The following is a 16,897-nucleotide window of genomic DNA, read 5'->3' as shown; positions in this document are numbered from 1 at the left end:
TTTTACGACTGCTGCGCAATCGGACGCAGGCTGCGCCAGCTGCTACAGGGGATTTTTTTGTCTGGCCGAAAAGCATTTCGTCGCAAATTCAGGCGATTACGCTTTTATTGATCCACCTCCCGCCGGTTTGCACTTCAGTTTGCTAACGTGTGGCCGACTCATAAGAGACTCGATGTATTCAGGAGTGGAATCGTGAATCTGTATATCAATCAGCTTCAGCAAAAAGCTGACTTCAAAGAAGCCATCTACGCTGGCGACATCTTCCTGAACACTCAGCTGCGCGCTGCCAAAGAGCTGTGTGCGTTTGCCCAGGAAAGCATCACCGCCGCGTTCGACGGCGAGACCAACCACCAGACCCTGCACACGCTGATGCCGGTGGAAGAATTCGTAGTGCTGGTGACTCGCCTCAAGGGCCAGTTCACCAACAGCCAGCGCGCCAAGGATTTGATCTTGTCGTTCATCGACGAGATCGGCGTCGACCCGCGCGAGTACATTTTCGACGTGCCGCGCATTCGCGTGGTGCCGAACTATGACTACCTGCACGCCGGCGTCAGCTACGCCTACAAGCCGCATCGCGACACGTGGTATGGCAGCGTCGATTGCCAGATCAACACCTGGATGCCGGTGCACACCATTCGCCCCGACCAGACCATGATGATCAACGCCGGTTACTTCGATGTGCCGGTGAAGAACACCTCCAGCGAATGGAGCCTCAACGACTGGATCAACAACCAGCGGCACAAGGCCAAGGACAACCTCAAAGAGGAAGTCCGCGTGCACCCGGTACCACTGGAGGCGATCAATACGTCCTCAGAAGTGCGCATTGCCGGCAACACCGGTGAGATGCTGATTTTCTCCGGCTCGCACCTGCACGGCACGGTCGCCAACCACACCGAACAAACCCGCTTCAGCGTGGATTTCCGCCTGATGCACCTCGATGACCTCAAGCACAAGCGCGGCGCGATCAACGTCGACAGCGCCTGCCCTGACGTCGGCGCCGGTTTCAAAGACTATTTCCACGCCCACGACTTCTCGAATTTCCAAGGAATCCAGCAATGACCAAGCGTCGCATCACGCCTGCAGAGGCCCAGTACAACGAAACCCGTGCCAACGTTCTGAAGCGCGTTGATGCCGAGTACGTGGCCGACGCGCCGTTCGTGTTCGCCAACCGCATCGGCGTAACCGCTGCACTGTCGCGCATGGAACTGTTCAAGAAAGTGGCTGAAGTACCGGGTGCGATCATCGAGTGCGGCGTGTACAAGGGCAACTCGCTGATGCTGTACATGCACTTGTCGATGATTCTGGAACCGTACGCGATCAACCGTTCGATCGTAGGCTTCGACACCTTCGAAGGCTTCCAGAGCATCGACAAGAAAGAAGACCCGGCCGACGTCAACGAGACCATGTTCTCCGACACCGACCAGTCGCTGATCCAGGACATGATCGACGCCAACGACCTGCTGCGCCCGGTCAACCGCATCCCGCGTTGCGAACTGGTCAAGGGCGACATCGTCAAGACCGTGCCTGAGTGGGTCAAGACCCGTCCGGACCTGGTCGTGGCCATGCTGATCCTCGACACCGACCTGTACGAATCGACCAAAGTCGCGCTGGAAACCTTCCTGCCGTACATGCCTAAAGGCGCCATCGTGGTTCTGGACGAAGTCGCTTACCGCAACTTCCCGGGCGAAACCAAGGCCCTGCGCGAAGTGCTGGACCTGAACAAAATCGAACTCAAGCGTCTGCCGTTTGATTCGTGCGTGGGTTACTTCCACGTCTGACGCATAACCGTACAGCTGATACAAAACCTGTGGGAGCGAGCTTGCTCGCGATGAGGCCGGCACATTCAACATCATCGTTGACTGTCAGGTCGCCATCGCGGGCAAGCCCGCTCCCACATTTGTTATGTGTTGCAGCCCCTGTCTCAGTTGGCTTTTTGCAACGTCGCCCGCCCCACCATCACCCGCTCCCGCACCACGTCATACACCCAGTGGTAAATGTAGGTGTACGGCAGGAAAAACAGCAGCACGCCGATGTCGAGCAAGAACGCCTCCCACAGGCTGGTCTTCAGCCACCAGGCAATCAGCGGCACACCGAAGGCGACCAGACCGCCTTCAAACAGCAGCGCATGGACCACCCGGACCCATGTCGTGCGCACCACGTTGTAGTGGTTGAGTACACGGTCAAACATCCCGTTGAACACTACGTTCCAGGCCAGGGCCAGCGCCGCGATGAGCATGGTGACCATACCCATGTCGAGCAACGGTTTGTTCATGATCCAGGCCAGCAACGGGGTACAGATCAGGATGGCCAGCAGTTCGAAACCAATGGCCTGGAAAACACGCTCTGTGATGGATTTGTTGGGGCTCATGGCCTGACTCCTCTGAGTGACTGTGGTTGCCATGATCCGGCATCAAGCCGATACTTCATAACCAATAACCATCGATCAAGGCGATAGTTCATGGCCTCTCACGAAGTGTTGCTCGCCTTTGTCCAGGCGGCGACCCAAGGCTCGTTTTCCGCAGCGGCGCGCAAACTGGGGCGCAGCCAGTCGACCATCAGCGCAGCAGTGGCCAGCCTGGAAATCGATTTGAACCTGGTGCTCTTTGACCGCAGCAGCCGCAAACCCAGCCTGACCCCGGCCGGGCACGTGATGCTGCAACGCGCCGAGGAAATCCTGGCTGCTACCAGTCGGCTGGAAATGACGGCCAGCCAATTGTCTGAAGGCATTGAGGCAAAACTGACCGTGGCGATTTCCGACACCTATCAATCCGACCGGTTCGAAGCGGTGCTCAGTGCGTTCGAGCAACGCTATCCGGACCTGGAGCTCGAATGCCTGATTGCCGAATGCGATGACCTGATAGCGCTGGTGCAACGGGGACGGGCGCACGTGGCGTTCGCGGAAATGAAGGACAGCTACCCTCCGAGCCTGGTCAGCTCTACCGTCGAAGAGCGCACGGAAATTGCACTGTTCGTCTCCCCTGCGCATCCCTTGGCGGCGCTCGATCATATCGACCAGCATGTATTGCAACAGCACCGGGAGCTGCGCCTGGCCACCATCGTCAATCCGTATGAAAGCCGGGCGAAGGGTCGCGTCTGGTCGGCGCCGAGTTACTTGATGCTGTTGGAAATGGCCCAGGGCGGATTTGGCTGGGCGTCGTTGCCGCGGTGGCTGGTGGAGCGTTATGGCCAGGGTTCGTTGCAGGAACTTCAGGTGCGCGGCTGGCCGAAACCGGTGTTTGTCGATGCGTTGTGGTCACGCCAATATCCGCCGGGGCCAGCGGGGAGTTGGTTGTTGAGCAAGATGCTGGAGTGAAGGTCCTTTGGCCCTTTTCGCGGACAAGCCATGCTCCTACAGGTTAAACGCAAACCCCGTAGGAGCATGGCTTGCCCGCGATGAGGCCCGACACATCACATCATCCCAACGCCTTTATGCGCGCTTCCAGAAACCGCCGCTCCGGCACCTGCTGCGTCAGTTCCAGCGCCCGCTCATACGCGGCCCGCGCCTCCTCCACCCGTCCCAACTGCCGATAAAACTGCGCCCGCGCCGAATGCGCCAGGTGGTAATCCAGCAATTCGCCGCGATCCAGAATCGCCTCCACCAACGTCAGCCCCGCCAACGGTCCATCGCGCTGGGAGATCGCCGCTGCCCGGTTCAACTCGATCACCGGCGATGGCACCATCCGCAACAGCAAGTCATACAGACCGACAATCTGCGGCCAGTCCGTGGCTTGCGGCGCTGACGCCTCGGCATGCACCGCCGCAATGGCCGCTTGCAGGCAATACGGCCCAAAGCGCTGCAGGGTCAGCGCCCGTTCCACCAGGGCGCAACCCTCGGCGATCATCCCCGCATCCCACAATGAACGGTCCTGCTCATCCAGCACGATCAACTCGCCGCTTGCCGAAGTCCTGGCCAGGCGCCGTGACTCATGCAGCAACATCAGCGCCAGCAACCCCATGACCTCCGGCTCGGGCAGCAACTCCAGCAGCAAACGCCCCAGCCGAATGGCCTCGCGCGTCAGGTCTTCGCGCGTCACTTCAGCACCGATGGAGGCCGAGTAACCTTCGTTGAACACCAGGTAAATCACCCGCAACACGCTGTCGAGGCGCTCGGGCAATTCCTTCAGCGTCGGCACTTGATAAGGGATTTTCGCATCGCGGATTTTCGCTTTCGCCCGCACGATGCGCTGAGCGATGGTAGCGGGCGCCGAGAGAAACGCCCGGGCGATTTCCTCTGTGGTCAGGTCGCAGACTTCGCGCAAGGTCAACGGCACTTGAGCATCTGCGGCCAGTGCCGGGTGACAACAGGTGAAGATCAGCCGCAGGCGATCATCTTCCACGTCTTCGGCACTCCAGTCGGCCTGTTCCAGCGCCTCCAGTTGAGCGATCAGCAGCGGTTGCGCCGCGACAAACCGCGCACGCCGACGCAACGCATCGATGGCCTTGAAGCGCCCGGTGGACACCAGCCAGGCGCGCGGATTGTCCGGCACGCCATCACGCTGCCAGCGCTCCACCGCCACGAAAAAGGCCTCGTGCAGGGCCTCTTCAGCGAGATCGAAATCGCCGAGCAATCGGATCAGCGTCGCCAGGATCCGCCGCGACTCTTCGCGGTAAACCAGCTCGACCCGAGCCGGCACCGACTCGCCCGGCATCAAGGATTCAACTGGCGAACGGGGCGCACCTCAACACAACCGACACGGGCCGCCGGGATGTCCCCGGCGACCTGGATCGCTTCATTGAGGTCCTTGGCATCGATCAGGTAGAAGCCGGCCAACTGCTCCTTGGTTTCGGCGAACGGACCGTCGGTGATCGACATCTTGCCGTTACGCATGCGCACAGTGGTCGCGGTCTGCACCGACTCCAGCGCTTCGGCCGCCACCATGCGGCCACTACCCTGAATCGACTCGGCGTAGGCCATGCACTCGGCGTCCTTGGGACTGTCAGGCAATGAGTGCAACGCCTGTTCGTTGCTGTACACCAGGCATAGGTACTTCATGTGACTCTCCTGAATCGAACGGATCAACTATGGCTGCAGATTGACGCCTTGGCGAAATTCCCGACGATCAGGGCTCCAGATTGAAGAGCGTGGTGCCGCTGACCATGTCGAACGGGGCCGACCAATGTTCGTGGACAATCCGCCATTGCCCGCCGTCGCGGCGATAGCAGGCGGTCACGCGCATCCAGCAGGCCTGGGTCTCGCCCTTGTCGTTGGTGCCACCGCAATGGGCCAGCCAATGGGCGAAGGCGACGTGCTCGTCCGCCACAATGTTCATATGATCGAAATCAAACTGATGCTGGCCCTGGCACATTTCCATGCACTCCAGCCAATGCGCGCGGTACGCGGCCTTGCCCCGGAACTGCAAGGCCTTGACTGCGTCGTAGGAGACGATGTCGTCGGCATACAGCGCCATGATTTTATCGACGTTTTTAGAAATGACTGCCTGACGATAGGTGTCGATCAGGGTCTGGATTTCATTGGTAGCGCTCATGGTGGTTCTCCGTGTTTTTGTTGTGAAGACACCCTTAGTCGTTCGGCCAAACGGCAAATCGACAACCAAATAAAAATAATCCATCTGCGCAAACTCGCTAAAATCCAAGACCCATTCGTGTTGGAAAAAGGACACTCCAGTGACAGCCCGACTCGTGCCATACGACAGCCTGAACGCACTCCAGCGCCAGCAGGTCGAGGCCATCGAAGTTCATCAGGAACAAATCAAATTTTCCGGCGACATTCACGGTGCATTGCACACCTTGCTGTCCAGACCGGGCCCGGGCGTCAAAGGGTTTGCGCTACTGGTCGAAGACGTTCCGGTCGCCTTCCTGCTGCTCAAGCGCCCGCCCGTGCTGCCGGCCTGGGCCGATGAACACAGCGCCACCTTGCATGCGCTGCAAGTGGATCAACACGCTCAAGGCAAAGGCTACGGCAAGGCCTGCCTGCAAGCGCTGCCGGACGTGGCGCGCCAGGCGTTTCCGGAAATAAAGGGGCTGGAGTTGTCGGTGGATGCGGACAACCAGGCGGCCATCGCGCTCTACGCAAAATTCGGCTGGGTCGACAGTGGTGAAGCGTACAAGGGCCGGATCGGGTATGAACGGCGGATGGGGCTGGTTTTCTGAGGCTCTACTGACCAACACCGAACCAATGTAGGAGTGAGCCTGCTCGCGATTGCAATTTGTCAGTCACATCAATGTTGAATGTGCCGACGCTATCGCGGGCAGGCTCACTCCTACAGGGGGATCTTCGGCGGTCTTATAAATCCAGCACCATCTCGTGCCAGGCCATCCCGCCATGGTCCGAAGCCGACGGTTTGACGTAGGCAAAGCCAAACCCAGCGTACAACGGGACATGCCGCTCCTTGCACATCAGGTGGATGTGGGTCTTGCCCAACGCACGCATCCGCTCGATGAACTCGCCCATCAACCGCTTCGCCAACCCCAGCCCCTGATAATCCGGGTGTACCACCACCGACATGATCACGACTTGCGGACCGGCCGGGTCGTGGCCGATCAGTTCCTTGAACGCTTCGTCCGACATTTCCACCTGAAACGCCGCACCGGAGTTGATGAAACCGGCTACAACGCCGTCGACTTCGGCCACGATGAAACCTTCGGGCCAGGTGGCGATGCGGGTGGCGATTTTTTCCCGGGTGGCGGCTTCATCGCCTTCGTAGGCAACGGTTTCAATGGCGTAGCAGCGGTCCAGATCAGTGGCGGTGACGTTGCGGATGACGGTGTTCATGGCAGCTCGGAATCAGCGTGGGAAAGGCTGGGGATCATAAATCAGCACCCGCGCGACAGCGAGAGACGATTCTACTAATCAGTCTCTCGCCGTCTTGTTTACGCTTTGATCGGCAACCAGATTTCCAGCTTGCCGGTGTTGAGCTTGGGGTTGAAGTCTTCGCTGTAGCGCTCGAACTCCGGGGCAACCAACAGCTCGCGCCCAGACTGAGGCAGCCACGTGCCATGGATGTATTGGAAGGTTTGCGGCAAGGCGGCCAGCGGCCCTTTGTGTTCGAACACTACGTATTGCTGGGGCTGCACCTCTACCCAGCGGTATGTGTCCGGTAAGTCATCGAGCTTGCTGATCTCGACCCCGGCGATGTAATCGAAACCGCCCTTGCCGTCGAAATTGCAGCAGACGCCGTAGGTCATTTCGCCTTTTTGCCCCGGCACCTTGCCAATGTGGGGACTGAATTTTTCCCAGAGGTCGGGAATGCCTTTCACGGTTTGTTGGGTAAATGCCCCGCCAAACCCCGCTATCAGCAGGAAGTGACCGTGTTCGAAGCGCGGTTCCGACACTTCGGCGCGTATTTGTTCATCCATGACTCGACTCCTTGGGCTAAAAAGTGGGTTCGGCTGGGAGTATAGAAGCCAAACCCGATTCGCCCAGTTACAGGGCGTGCAACTGTTCGACGGCACCCGCCCCCACAAACTCGTTGTAGCCCGATAGAATCACGTAGACCGCGAAATAGCAGAAGATCGCCGCCGATGCCATGTACGAGTAGCGCAGCAATTTGTCGCCCAGCAACTTGCCGCCGTGGCTGGCAGCGAAGCACAGGCCGGCGCTCCAGAGCAGTCCGGCGCAAAGAAAACCGCCGAGAAACAGCGCCGAGCTGAGGGCGCCACCGCCGCCGGAACGGGCAATCAGCGTGCCGCCGACTGCCGCGAACCACAGGATGGCGCTGGGCGAGGACATGGCGAGGAAGATCCCGCGGAAAAACTCTTTGCGATGGGAGTTCTGCCCCACCTCTTCGGCCTGGGCCAAGGCCGCTTCGTGGTGAATCGCCGAATAGATCATCTTCGCCGCGAAATAGATCAGCAACGCCGAACCGCCGATCCACAGTACCCAACGCACGGTTTCGTATTGCAGCAAAACGGTCATGCCCGCTAACGCCAGCACCGCGTAGATCAGGTCGCCGACACAGGTCCCCAACCCCAGCGCAAAGCCCTGGAAATAGCCGCGCTGCATAGCCAATGTGATCATCGCGATATTGGCCACGCCGATATCCAGGCACAGCGAAAGGCTCAGCAAGAAGCCGCTGGTGAATTCCATCAACCGATTTCCTTCGGAAAAATTTGTTTACACAGTGGCTGGACAGTGTGCCACATCAGCCCTTATCTTCCGCAACAGGCCACCGCAGTGGCCAGCGTCGCTCGGACGGTTCCGGGCGCTTACGTTATTCGAGGCAACAATGGCCGAACAAGGTTCGCCGCGCCGCTTTGCGCGCATCGATCGACTCCCCCCTTACGTTTTCAACATCACTGCCGAGCTGAAGATGGCCGCCCGTCGTCGTGGCGAAGACATCATCGACTTGAGCATGGGCAACCCTGACGGCCCGACTCCGCCGCACATTGTCGAAAAACTCGTGCAGGTCGCCCAGCGCGAAGACACCCACGGCTACTCGACGTCCAAAGGCATTCCGCGTCTGCGCCGGGCAATTTCCAACTGGTACAAGGATCGCTACGAGGTCGACATCGACCCGGAAAGCGAAGCCATCGTCACCATCGGTTCCAAGGAAGGCCTGGCGCACTTGATGCTGGCCACCCTCGATCAGGGCGATACCGTGCTGGTGCCCAACCCCAGCTACCCGATCCACATCTACGGTGCCGTGATTGCCGGCGCACAGGTGCGTTCGGTGCCGTTGATTCCGGGCGTGGACTTCTTCGCCGAACTGGAACGGGCCATTCGCGGCTCGATCCCGAAACCGAAAATGATGATCCTCGGCTTCCCGTCCAACCCTACTGCTCAATGTGTGGAGCTGGATTTCTTTGAGCGCGTGATCGCCCTCGCCAAGCAGTACGACGTTTTGGTGGTACACGACCTGGCTTACGCCGACATCGTCTACGACGGCTGGAAAGCCCCCTCGATCATGCAAGTACCGGGCGCCAAGGACATTGCGGTGGAGTTTTTCACCCTGTCCAAGAGTTACAACATGGCGGGTTGGCGGATCGGTTTCATGGTCGGCAATCCGGAACTGGTCAACGCCTTGGCGCGGATCAAGAGTTACCACGACTACGGCACGTTCACTCCGCTGCAAGTCGCGGCCATTGCGGCGCTGGAAGGCGACCAGCAATGCGTCAAGGACATCGCCGAGCAGTATCGGCAGCGGCGTAACGTGCTGGTCAAAGGCCTGCATGAACTGGGCTGGATGGTCGAGAACCCGAAGGCGTCGATGTACGTCTGGGCCAAGATTCCCGAGGCGTATGCGCACCTCGGCTCGCTGGAATTCGCCAAGAAACTGCTGGCCGAGGCCAAGGTCTGCGTTTCGCCAGGCGTGGGGTTTGGTGAGTATGGGGACGATCATGTGCGCTTCGCGCTGATCGAAAACCAGGACCGGATTCGTCAGGCTGTGCGCGGGATTCGCGGGATGTTCCGGGCGGATGGGTTAGTCGCCAAAACCAACTGACAACACATAACACTGTGGGAGCCGGGCTTGCCCGCGATGCAGACAACTCGGTTTAACGTCAGACCGAGTCGATGCCATCGCAGGCAAGCCAGCTCCCACATTTGTTTTGCGGTGTTGCTTAAACGAACAGCGACAACAGCAGGATAAAGCACAGGCCCACCACGGACAGGATGGTTTCCATCGCGGTCCAGGTCTTGAAGGTTTCCGCCACGGTCATGTTGAAGTACTGCTTCACCAGCCAGAAACCTGCGTCGTTGACGTGAGACAGGATCAACGAACCGGCACCGGTGGCCAATACCAGCAGCTCACGGTTCACACCCGGAATCATCCCCACCACCGGCACCACAATGCCCGCACCGGTAATGGTTGCCACGGTCGCCGAACCGGTCGCGATACGAATCACCGCCGCCACCAGCCACGCCAACAGAATCGGCGAAATCTGTGCATTCACCGCCATGTGGCCGATCACGTCACCCACACCGCTGGTCACCAGCATCTGCTTGAAGCCACCACCGGCACCGATGATCAGAATGATCGCGGCGGTCGGCGCCAGGCTCGCGTCCAGCCATTTCATCATTTGGCTGGAACCGATGCCCTGCTTGTAGCCGAAGGTGTACAGCGACAGCAGCAATGCCAGCAGCAATGCCGAAATCGGGTGACCGATCAGGTCCATGAAAGCGCGGAAGATGTTGCCATCGGGCAGCACCACGTCGGCAAACGTCTTGAGCAGCATCAGGAACACCGGCAGTAGCACGGTCACCAGCGTGATGCCGAAGCTCGGCAGTTCAGCCGAATCCGTTTCGCGCGCCAGTTGATCCACCAGCTCCTGGTTCGGATGACCGGGAATGTGCTTGGCAATGAACGTACCGAAAATCGGGCCAGCGATGATGGCGGTTGGCAACGCAACGATCAGGCCGTACAGAATGGTTTTACCAATGTCGGCACCGAACACACCGATCGCCAGCAGCGGACCCGGGTGCGGCGGCACCAGGCCGTGTACGGCGGACAGGCCGGCCAGCAACGGGATACCGATCTTGATGATCGACACGCCGGTGCGGCGGGCCACGATGAACACCAGCGGAATCAGCAGCACAAAGCCGATTTCGAAGAACAGCGGAATGCCGACCAGGAACGCGGCGAACATCATCGCCCACTGCACCTTGTCCTTGCCGAAGGCGCGGATCAACGTCTGCGCAATCTGATCCGCACCGCCTGATTCGGCCATCATTTTGCCGAGCATGGTGCCCAGCGCGAGGATGATGCCGACGAAACCCAGCACGCCACCGAAGCCGTCCTGGAACGCCTTGATGATGGTGCCTATCGGCATGCCGGAGGTCAGCCCGAGGAAGGCTGCGGCGATGATCAGTGCGAGGAATGGGTGCAACTTGAACTTGGTGATCAAGACGATAAGCCCGATCACCGTGACCACTGCATCGAGCAGCAGGAACGTCTCGTGGGACATGCCAAACATTAGGGGTGTCTCCTGGTTGTTGTTGTTATTAAAGCGGGTAATTCGCACGCCATCAGGACAGCGCTATCTTTTCCGGGAACGCTCATACAGCGTGTTTCAGGCCATGGGCCTGCCACCAGACATGCGCCTGTGCGGCCAATTGCTCGACGCTGTAGACCGATGCATCCAGCGCCAGGGTCAACGGCTCGCCCACGGGCGATTCGAGGGTGGCGAACTGGCTTTCGATCAATGTCGACGGCATGAAGTGGCCCGGGCGGTGGGACACGCGGTCAGCGGCGACTTCAGGGGTCAGTTCAAGGAACACGAAACCCAGGCCCGGCAAGGCACTGCGCAAGCGCTCGCGATAAATGTGCTTGAGGGCCGAGCACGTCAGCACCGGGCGTTCGCCCTTGGCATCGATGCGGCGCAGTTCATCGCACAGGCTGTCGAGCCAGCCGGCACGGTCTTCGTCGTTCAGGGGGATACCCGCGCTCATCTTTTCGATATTGGCGGCAGGGTGGAAAGTATCGCCTTCAATGGCAGTGGCGCCGCTGAGTTGGCACAAGGCCTCGCTGACGCACGTCTTGCCGCAACCGGCAACGCCCATGATGACCAGGGCGGTGATGGGATGATTCATGTAACACCTCAGCGCGCAGACAGCGCTACCTTTGCCAGTTATGACACTAGACCAAAAGCAGTAGTTGCCGACGCCTTCTTGTCATTTTTGTGGGTTGCAGCATGTTCGTTCCCAACGCCAAGAAGCGAGGTTCAGGCAAAACTCGCTTACGCATTTGCAGCTGCTTCGGGACAGCGCTACCTTAGTGCCTTGAATTTTGTTTGGCAAGCCGTCGATGACCCCAACTAAAAACGATAAAAATACGCGCACCACTGGCCGCCCTACCCTCAATGAAGTTGCCCGACTGGCCGGCGTCAGCCCGATTACCGCCTCCCGCGCCCTGCGTGGCGTCAGCACGGTGGCCACCGAACTGGTGGAAAAAGTCCAGAAAGCCGCGCTGGAACTCAACTATGTGGTCAACCCCGCCGCCCGCGCCCTGGCCTCGGCCCAGAGCCATTCGGTGGTGGTGTTGGTGCCTTCATTATCCAACTTGCTGTTCATCGACACCCTGGAAGCCATTCATCAGGTTTTGCGCCCCAAAGGCTTCGAAGTGCTGATCGGCAACTTCCATTACTCGCGCGATGAAGAAGAAAACCTGCTGCGCAACTACATGGCGTATCAGCCTCGCGGTCTGTTGCTGACCGGTTTCGACCGCACCGAAAGTTCGCGGCGGATGATCGAGGCGAGCAACATCCCGTGCGTGTACATGATGGAACTGGACAGCGCGGCCGGCGTGAACTGCGTCGGCTTCTCACAACTGGCGGCCGGCGAAACCGCTGCCGGGCACTTGCTGTCCCGTGGCCGCAAGCGCTTGGCCTACATCGGCGCACAACTGGACCAGCGCACCTTGCTGCGCGGCGAGGGTTTTCGCAAAGCCCTGCAAAAGGCCGGTTTGTACGACCCTGATCTGGAAGTGCTGACCCCGCGCGCCTCCTCCGTCGGATTAGGCGGAGAACTGTTCCTGCAACTGCTGGCCAGTCACCCCGATGTCGATGCGATCTTTTTCGGCAACGACGACCTGGCCCAGGGCGCACTGCTCGAAGCCCTGCGCCATGGCATCAAGGTGCCGGAACAAATAGCCATCCTCGGCTTCAACGACCTGCCCGCCTCCGCCCACATGGTCCCGCGCCTGAGCAGCATCAACACCCCGCGAGAGGCCATCGGCCGGCGCTCGGCGGAATTGATGCTGACCCTGATGGCCGGGAATAGCGTGGCCAAACCGGTGCAAGACATGGGGTTTGAGTTGAAGGTGCGCGAAAGCACGTGATTACGTTTTCAACTAACCTTAAAGTCCCGAAGCGTATTCGCTAACGGAGTAGCTCAATGGACCCTGTACTGAAGATTCTCGGCAAAGCCTCGTCAATCAATGTCAGAAAAGTCCTCTGGACCTGCGAGGAGCTGGGCATCGCCTACGAACGCGAGGACTGGGGCAGCGGTTTTGCCTCAACCCATAGCCCGGAATTCCTCAGGTTCAACCCCAATGCCCAGGTGCCGGTCATCATCGACGGCACCGTCGTGCTGTGGGAATCCAACACCATCTGCCGCTATCTGACCGGCAAACACCACAACACTCACCTGCTGCCACACGAACCGCTGGCGCGCGCGCGCGTGGAGCAATGGATGGATTGGCAAGCAACCGACCTCAATTCGTCCTGGAGCTACGCGTTTAGCGCATTGGTGCGCAAAGACCCGGAATATCAGGACCCGCATCGCATCGCCGTCGGCCTGCGTGGCTGGAACCAGAAAATGGACATTCTTGCCCATCAGCTCTCGGCAACCGGGGCGTTTGTCACCGGGTCCGAGTTCACGCTGGCGGACATTGTCGTCGGGCTGTCCGTCAATCGCTGGTTGATGACGCCGATGGAACGGCCGGACTTCCCCGTCATCGACGAGTATTTTCAGCGCCTGGCCCAACGCCAGGGCTTCTTGAAACACGGATGTAACGGCCTGCCTTGACGGCGCCGCGGTAGATCTCTGCCGCCTGACGGCAACCCCTGACCGCCGGACCTGCGCCCTCCCCTTGCAAAGCCTTTGCAAACCCGAGGCTTTGTGCTGCGGCACAGTATTTGCTCCTGCCCATCGGTCAGCCATTACCCACAGGTCTACCCATCATGTTGGTCAGTGCAAAACAAGTCCAAATGCTTCCCCTGCCCAAGCGTCCCGGCGAAGATCCGGCCGCCGAAGCCGCCGCCGGTCTGCAAAGCGGCTTGCAGGGTGCAATGATGCAGGCTCTGCAAACCAACGTGCAGGCGCAGGTGCAATCGTCCGCGACCCAACAGGCCACGCAACAAGTCAGTGAGGCGAGCAAAATCAGCGACAACGTTGATGAAGCGTTCGCCAAGACCCGCGTGGCGCTGCAAGCCGCCGATCCGTCCAAAGTTCCGGCCGATGTCAAAGCCCAGTCCTCCGACAGCGCGGCCATGACCGACTTCAAGGACTACATGAGCAAAACGCCGGAACAGCGTCTGCGCGACAGTATCCTGAAGGAAATGGGTATTACCGAGGAAGACTTGAAAGCCATGCCGCCGGAGAAACAACAGGCAGTCGCCCAGGAAATCGCCGATCGCCTGCAGGACAAGATGAAACTGGCGCAGGTCGAGAAAGAAGCCGGCAGTAGCGAAAAAAGTGGCACTCAAGTAGTCGACAAGTTCCTGGCATCGCTTTAACGGCACATACCACACCCGTTTTGTAGCCGCTGGCGCAGCCTGCGTTCGGTTGCGCAGCAGCCGTAAATCCGGTTTACGCGGTCCGACAGAAGAACCGGGCATTCGGATTTTACGGCTGCTGCGCACCCGAACGCAGGCTGCGCCAGCTGCTACAGCGAATGTGTCGCTACGAGAATCAGTTCAGTTGCAACGTCGAGTTGAACTGGCTGATCGCATCGACGACGTGCCCGATAAACTACAAACTTGCACTCACCTTGGTCGCCACCTCCCCCGGCACCCAAGCCTTCCACACCTGCGGCTGCTCACGTAAAAACGCCTGCGCCACCTCACGCGGTGGCAGGCGTTTTTCGCTCATTTGCCCCAGCGTCCGGTTCAGCAAATCGATCGGCAAATCGACCTTTTCAAAGAACGCCACCAGGTCCGGGTACTGCGCCTTGAACGGCGCAGACACACCGATGGCCAGGCTGGCAGGCATCGAGCGCGTGCCCTTGGGATTGGGATTGCTGGCATCAGCCAAGGTCTTCCAGGCGTCGGCGTCGAACGGCGGCTCGTCCAGTTTCACCAGTTTGAAGCGCCCCAACAGCGGCGTTGGCGACCAGTAGTAGAACAACACCGGTTTGCCACGGCGGATCGATGAAGCGACCTCGGCATCCAGCGCCGCACCCGAGCCGGTGCGGAAGTTGACGTAGCTGGCGGTCAGGTCATACGCCTTGAGCTTCTGGCTGTTGACGATCTCCGACGTCCAGCCCGTGGGGCTGTTGAGGAAGCGACCACGGCTCGGGTCTTCCGGGGCGCGAAACACATCCTTGTACTTCGCCAGGTCTGCAACGGATTTCAGTTCCGGGGCCAACGGTTTGATGCCACGTTCCGGGTCGCCCTTGATCACGTATTCCGGCACCCACCAACCTTCGGTGGCACCTTTGACGGTATCACCCAAACCAAACACCTTGCCCTCGGCAGAGGCCTTGACCCACGCCGGACTGCGCCCGGCCCACTCTTCGCCGATCACCTGAATGTCGTTTTTGGCCAGCGCCGCCTCAAGACTGACGGTGCTGCCCGGCAACGTGTCGGTCGGGTAGCCGTAACCTTTCTCGACAATCAGGCGCAGGATTTCGGTGATGAGGCTGCCGCTCTCCCACGTGATATCGCCGAAGTGAATCGGCGCGGTTTTCTCCGTCGCCGATACCGCGCCGACGCTAAGGCTCAGCGCCAACAGCGAACTGCCGAGCAGGGTTTTGATCGATCTCATGCGGACCTCTTGTCTAACAGGAGTTGGTTGGCGCTGTGGCGATCGCACAGCGCTTGGGAGCGGGTCATGTAAACGCTGACCGAACGCTGGGAAATGCCCAGCTCGACGGCGATTTGCGGGTAGGTCAAACCGTCGACGCGAGCCAGCAGGAAGGTCGAACGGGCCTTGCCCGGCAAACGCTGCAGGCTGTGATCGAGGCGGTTCAAGGCTTGTGAGACCTGCGCGAGTTCTTCGGGCGAAGCGGCGCAATCCGCATCGATCTGCTGCAGATGCCGGCGCTCCAGATCCGCACGCCGCCAGCGCTGATAGAGCAGGCGTTGGGCGATGGTGGTGAGCAAGGCGCGGGGTTGGCGAATCGCGCTCAGACCGGGCGCTTCAAGCAGTTGTACGAAGGTGTCGGCGGCAATATCTTCGGCGCCCGCCACGTCCTGCAGATGACGGCGCAAGTAAGTGCAGAGCCAGCGGTAGTGGGCGCGGAACAAGCCGTCCACAGAGTGACGATGGGATAGATCGGGGCCGGACATAGGGGCTCCTGGGTTAGGGGTCGCTGAATGTCCGGTGATCCGGTGGTGCGATCCTAACAAGGAGCCTTATTCTTTAATAATATTTAAAAGGCATTTTTATATGCTTTTTAAGAATTTCAACGCAAGCGACCATAACCCGACATTTCAGCCTCTTGCTGGTAGTCGAGTACCACCTGATAGTCGCTTTCCTCTGCGGGCAGTACTTCCTCAAGTCCGAGGATTTCGACGACGTCAGGCAATTCTTTCAAGGTTTGATTCATGACGAGCCGAATCTGTTCAACCTCTTGATCACTCGCCGCCGCCGTCGTGATAAAGGGCAACGTCGGACTCAATGCACTGCGCGCGATGACGTGCAGCCCCGCGACCTCTTCTTCGGCGTACCGCGCCAGATAGGCGTAAGTGACGCTATCAATGGCCGCCAGGTCGGCCAGGTCTTCACGCAGCCAGCGCAGGCTTTCGCGGTGGCTGCCGCTGATGGCCACGCTGGCAAAGAACTGGCCGTCGCGATGCAGCGGTGCCAGTCGATGGCGCAGCAGGTTCATGCCGCTGTTGGAATCTTCACCATTGATCACGCCACGACTGTCGCAAAAGTCGGGCAAGGTCCGCCGAGCGTCATCGGCACGACTCAACAGCAAGCTGCAATGGTTGCCGCCGCTGCTGTCCGGCAGTTCATAGCGAGGCCGTCCGATCACCCGGACCCGCCCGCGCAGCGCCGTCATCAGCGGATAGCCGCAGGTTTGGGTCAGCAGCAGATGCGGAGAGAGCCAGAGGTCTGTCAGTGACAGGTCTTTGGCATCAAGACGATCGCTGCCGAGCCGTTCAAGGATTCGCGTCAACCAGCGTTCATTGGCCTGGCGGATCGGCTCTGGCGCGACGTACATCAGTAATTCGGCAATGTGTTGAGTCATCGAAATCTTCCACACAACCAGTAACCCTGTGGGAGCGGGCTCGCCCGCGATAGCGTTAGACCAGTCATCAGATGCGTTGGATG

The 16,897-nt window shown here is 59.6% G+C and carries 20 protein-coding genes; 8 read left to right on the top strand and 12 right to left on the bottom strand.

Features of this window, described 5'->3' with window-relative positions:
- Nucleotides 1-192 precede the first annotated feature (192 nt).
- Together BMS17_RS18860 and BMS17_RS18855 are read left to right on the top strand one after the other, a co-directional pair.
- Nucleotides 193-1,059: a hypothetical protein gene (locus tag BMS17_RS18860; RefSeq protein ID WP_077431401.1), complete on the top strand. Its 867-nt coding sequence runs from the start codon at nt 193-195 to the stop codon at nt 1,057-1,059.
- Complete coding sequence (locus tag BMS17_RS18855) at nt 1,056-1,778, top strand: TylF/MycF/NovP-related O-methyltransferase (protein ID WP_046031989.1); 723 nt, start codon at nt 1,056-1,058, stop codon at nt 1,776-1,778. Before BMS17_RS18860 ends, BMS17_RS18855 begins: the two co-directional genes overlap by 4 nt.
- A gap of 143 nt (nt 1,779-1,921) precedes the next feature.
- Here the strand turns inward: BMS17_RS18855 and BMS17_RS18850 are convergent, their stop codons facing one another.
- A complete protein-coding gene (locus BMS17_RS18850; protein ID WP_046031990.1) occupies nt 1,922-2,368 on the bottom strand; it encodes a multidrug/biocide efflux PACE transporter in 447 nt (148 codons plus the stop codon).
- Nucleotides 2,369-2,458: 90 nt separating this feature from the next.
- Between BMS17_RS18850 and BMS17_RS18845 the strand changes: the two genes are divergently transcribed.
- On the top strand, nt 2,459-3,313 hold the full coding sequence (locus BMS17_RS18845; RefSeq protein WP_046031991.1) for a LysR family transcriptional regulator: 855 nt from the start codon (nt 2,459-2,461) through the stop codon (nt 3,311-3,313).
- Nucleotides 3,314-3,413: 100 nt separating this feature from the next.
- On the opposite strand, the gene BMS17_RS18840 is transcribed toward BMS17_RS18845, so the two are convergent.
- From BMS17_RS18840 to BMS17_RS18830, 3 genes are all read right to left on the bottom strand, one after another.
- Complete coding sequence (locus BMS17_RS18840) at nt 3,414-4,649, bottom strand: RNA polymerase sigma factor (RefSeq protein ID WP_077431400.1); 1,236 nt, start codon at nt 4,647-4,649, stop codon at nt 3,414-3,416.
- A complete protein-coding gene (locus tag BMS17_RS18835) occupies nt 4,649-4,993 on the bottom strand; it encodes a YciI family protein (RefSeq protein ID WP_046031993.1) in 345 nt (114 codons plus the stop codon). The genes BMS17_RS18840 and BMS17_RS18835 overlap by 1 nt, the downstream gene beginning before the upstream one ends.
- A 67-nt stretch (nt 4,994-5,060) precedes the next feature.
- A complete protein-coding gene (locus tag BMS17_RS18830) occupies nt 5,061-5,486 on the bottom strand; it encodes a nuclear transport factor 2 family protein (RefSeq protein WP_046031994.1) in 426 nt (141 codons plus the stop codon).
- Between the two features lie 139 nt (nt 5,487-5,625).
- Between BMS17_RS18830 and BMS17_RS18825 the strand changes: the two genes are divergently transcribed.
- On the top strand, nt 5,626-6,111 hold the full coding sequence (locus BMS17_RS18825) for a GNAT family N-acetyltransferase (protein WP_046031995.1): 486 nt from the start codon (nt 5,626-5,628) through the stop codon (nt 6,109-6,111).
- 133 nt (nt 6,112-6,244) lie between these two features.
- Here BMS17_RS18825 and BMS17_RS18820 read toward each other — a convergent pair whose 3' ends face one another.
- The 3 genes from BMS17_RS18820 to BMS17_RS18810 form a co-directional block, all read right to left on the bottom strand.
- Nucleotides 6,245-6,733 (bottom strand): GNAT family N-acetyltransferase, encoded by a 489-nt coding sequence (locus BMS17_RS18820; RefSeq protein WP_077431399.1) that lies wholly within the window; start codon nt 6,731-6,733, stop codon nt 6,245-6,247.
- Between the two features lie 98 nt (nt 6,734-6,831).
- Nucleotides 6,832-7,317, bottom strand: a complete 486-nt coding sequence (locus tag BMS17_RS18815; protein ID WP_077431398.1) for a GyrI-like domain-containing protein — start codon at nt 7,315-7,317, stop codon at nt 6,832-6,834.
- 67 nt (nt 7,318-7,384) lie between these two features.
- Complete coding sequence (locus BMS17_RS18810) at nt 7,385-8,047, bottom strand: LysE family translocator (RefSeq protein WP_046032000.1); 663 nt, start codon at nt 8,045-8,047, stop codon at nt 7,385-7,387.
- Between the two features lie 139 nt (nt 8,048-8,186).
- Between BMS17_RS18810 and alaC the strand changes: the two genes are divergently transcribed.
- Complete coding sequence (gene alaC / locus BMS17_RS18805; protein ID WP_077431397.1) at nt 8,187-9,401, top strand: alanine transaminase; 1,215 nt, start codon at nt 8,187-8,189, stop codon at nt 9,399-9,401.
- A gap of 118 nt (nt 9,402-9,519) precedes the next feature.
- Here the strand turns inward: alaC and BMS17_RS18800 are convergent, their stop codons facing one another.
- On the bottom strand, nt 9,520-10,872 hold the full coding sequence (locus BMS17_RS18800; RefSeq protein WP_046042277.1) for a GntP family permease: 1,353 nt from the start codon (nt 10,870-10,872) through the stop codon (nt 9,520-9,522).
- 82 nt (nt 10,873-10,954) lie between these two features.
- Complete coding sequence (locus tag BMS17_RS18795) at nt 10,955-11,488, bottom strand: gluconokinase (RefSeq protein ID WP_046032003.1); 534 nt, start codon at nt 11,486-11,488, stop codon at nt 10,955-10,957.
- A gap of 214 nt (nt 11,489-11,702) precedes the next feature.
- On the opposite strand from BMS17_RS18795, the gene BMS17_RS18790 reads away from it, so the two are divergent.
- The 3 genes from BMS17_RS18790 to BMS17_RS18780 all read left to right on the top strand — a co-directional run bounded on the left by BMS17_RS18790 (nt 11,703) and on the right by BMS17_RS18780 (nt 14,133).
- Nucleotides 11,703-12,734, top strand: a complete 1,032-nt coding sequence (locus tag BMS17_RS18790; RefSeq protein WP_046032004.1) for a LacI family DNA-binding transcriptional regulator — start codon at nt 11,703-11,705, stop codon at nt 12,732-12,734.
- 56 nt (nt 12,735-12,790) lie between these two features.
- Nucleotides 12,791-13,423 (top strand): glutathione S-transferase family protein, encoded by a 633-nt coding sequence (locus BMS17_RS18785; RefSeq protein ID WP_046032005.1) that lies wholly within the window; start codon nt 12,791-12,793, stop codon nt 13,421-13,423.
- Nucleotides 13,424-13,578: 155 nt separating this feature from the next.
- The gene (locus tag BMS17_RS18780; protein ID WP_077431396.1) at nt 13,579-14,133 is read left to right on the top strand and encodes a hypothetical protein; all 555 of its coding nucleotides are present in this window, start codon (nt 13,579-13,581) and stop codon (nt 14,131-14,133) included.
- 235 nt (nt 14,134-14,368) lie between these two features.
- Here BMS17_RS18780 and BMS17_RS18775 read toward each other — a convergent pair whose 3' ends face one another.
- The 3 genes from BMS17_RS18775 to BMS17_RS18765 form a co-directional block, all read right to left on the bottom strand.
- Complete coding sequence (locus BMS17_RS18775; protein ID WP_077431395.1) at nt 14,369-15,382, bottom strand: ABC transporter substrate-binding protein; 1,014 nt, start codon at nt 15,380-15,382, stop codon at nt 14,369-14,371.
- Nucleotides 15,379-15,906, bottom strand: a complete 528-nt coding sequence (locus BMS17_RS18770; RefSeq protein ID WP_077431394.1) for a sigma-70 family RNA polymerase sigma factor — start codon at nt 15,904-15,906, stop codon at nt 15,379-15,381. Before BMS17_RS18770 ends, BMS17_RS18775 begins: the two co-directional genes overlap by 4 nt.
- A 116-nt stretch (nt 15,907-16,022) precedes the next feature.
- The gene (locus BMS17_RS18765) at nt 16,023-16,814 is read right to left on the bottom strand and encodes a phosphate/phosphite/phosphonate ABC transporter substrate-binding protein (RefSeq protein ID WP_046032009.1); all 792 of its coding nucleotides are present in this window, start codon (nt 16,812-16,814) and stop codon (nt 16,023-16,025) included.
- Nucleotides 16,815-16,897 lie beyond the last annotated feature (83 nt).

The sequence above is a fragment of the Pseudomonas sp. C9 genome (assembly GCF_002000165.1).
GTDB lineage: Bacteria > Pseudomonadota > Gammaproteobacteria > Pseudomonadales > Pseudomonadaceae > Aquipseudomonas.
This window is presented reverse-complemented; position numbering and strand designations above follow the sequence as displayed.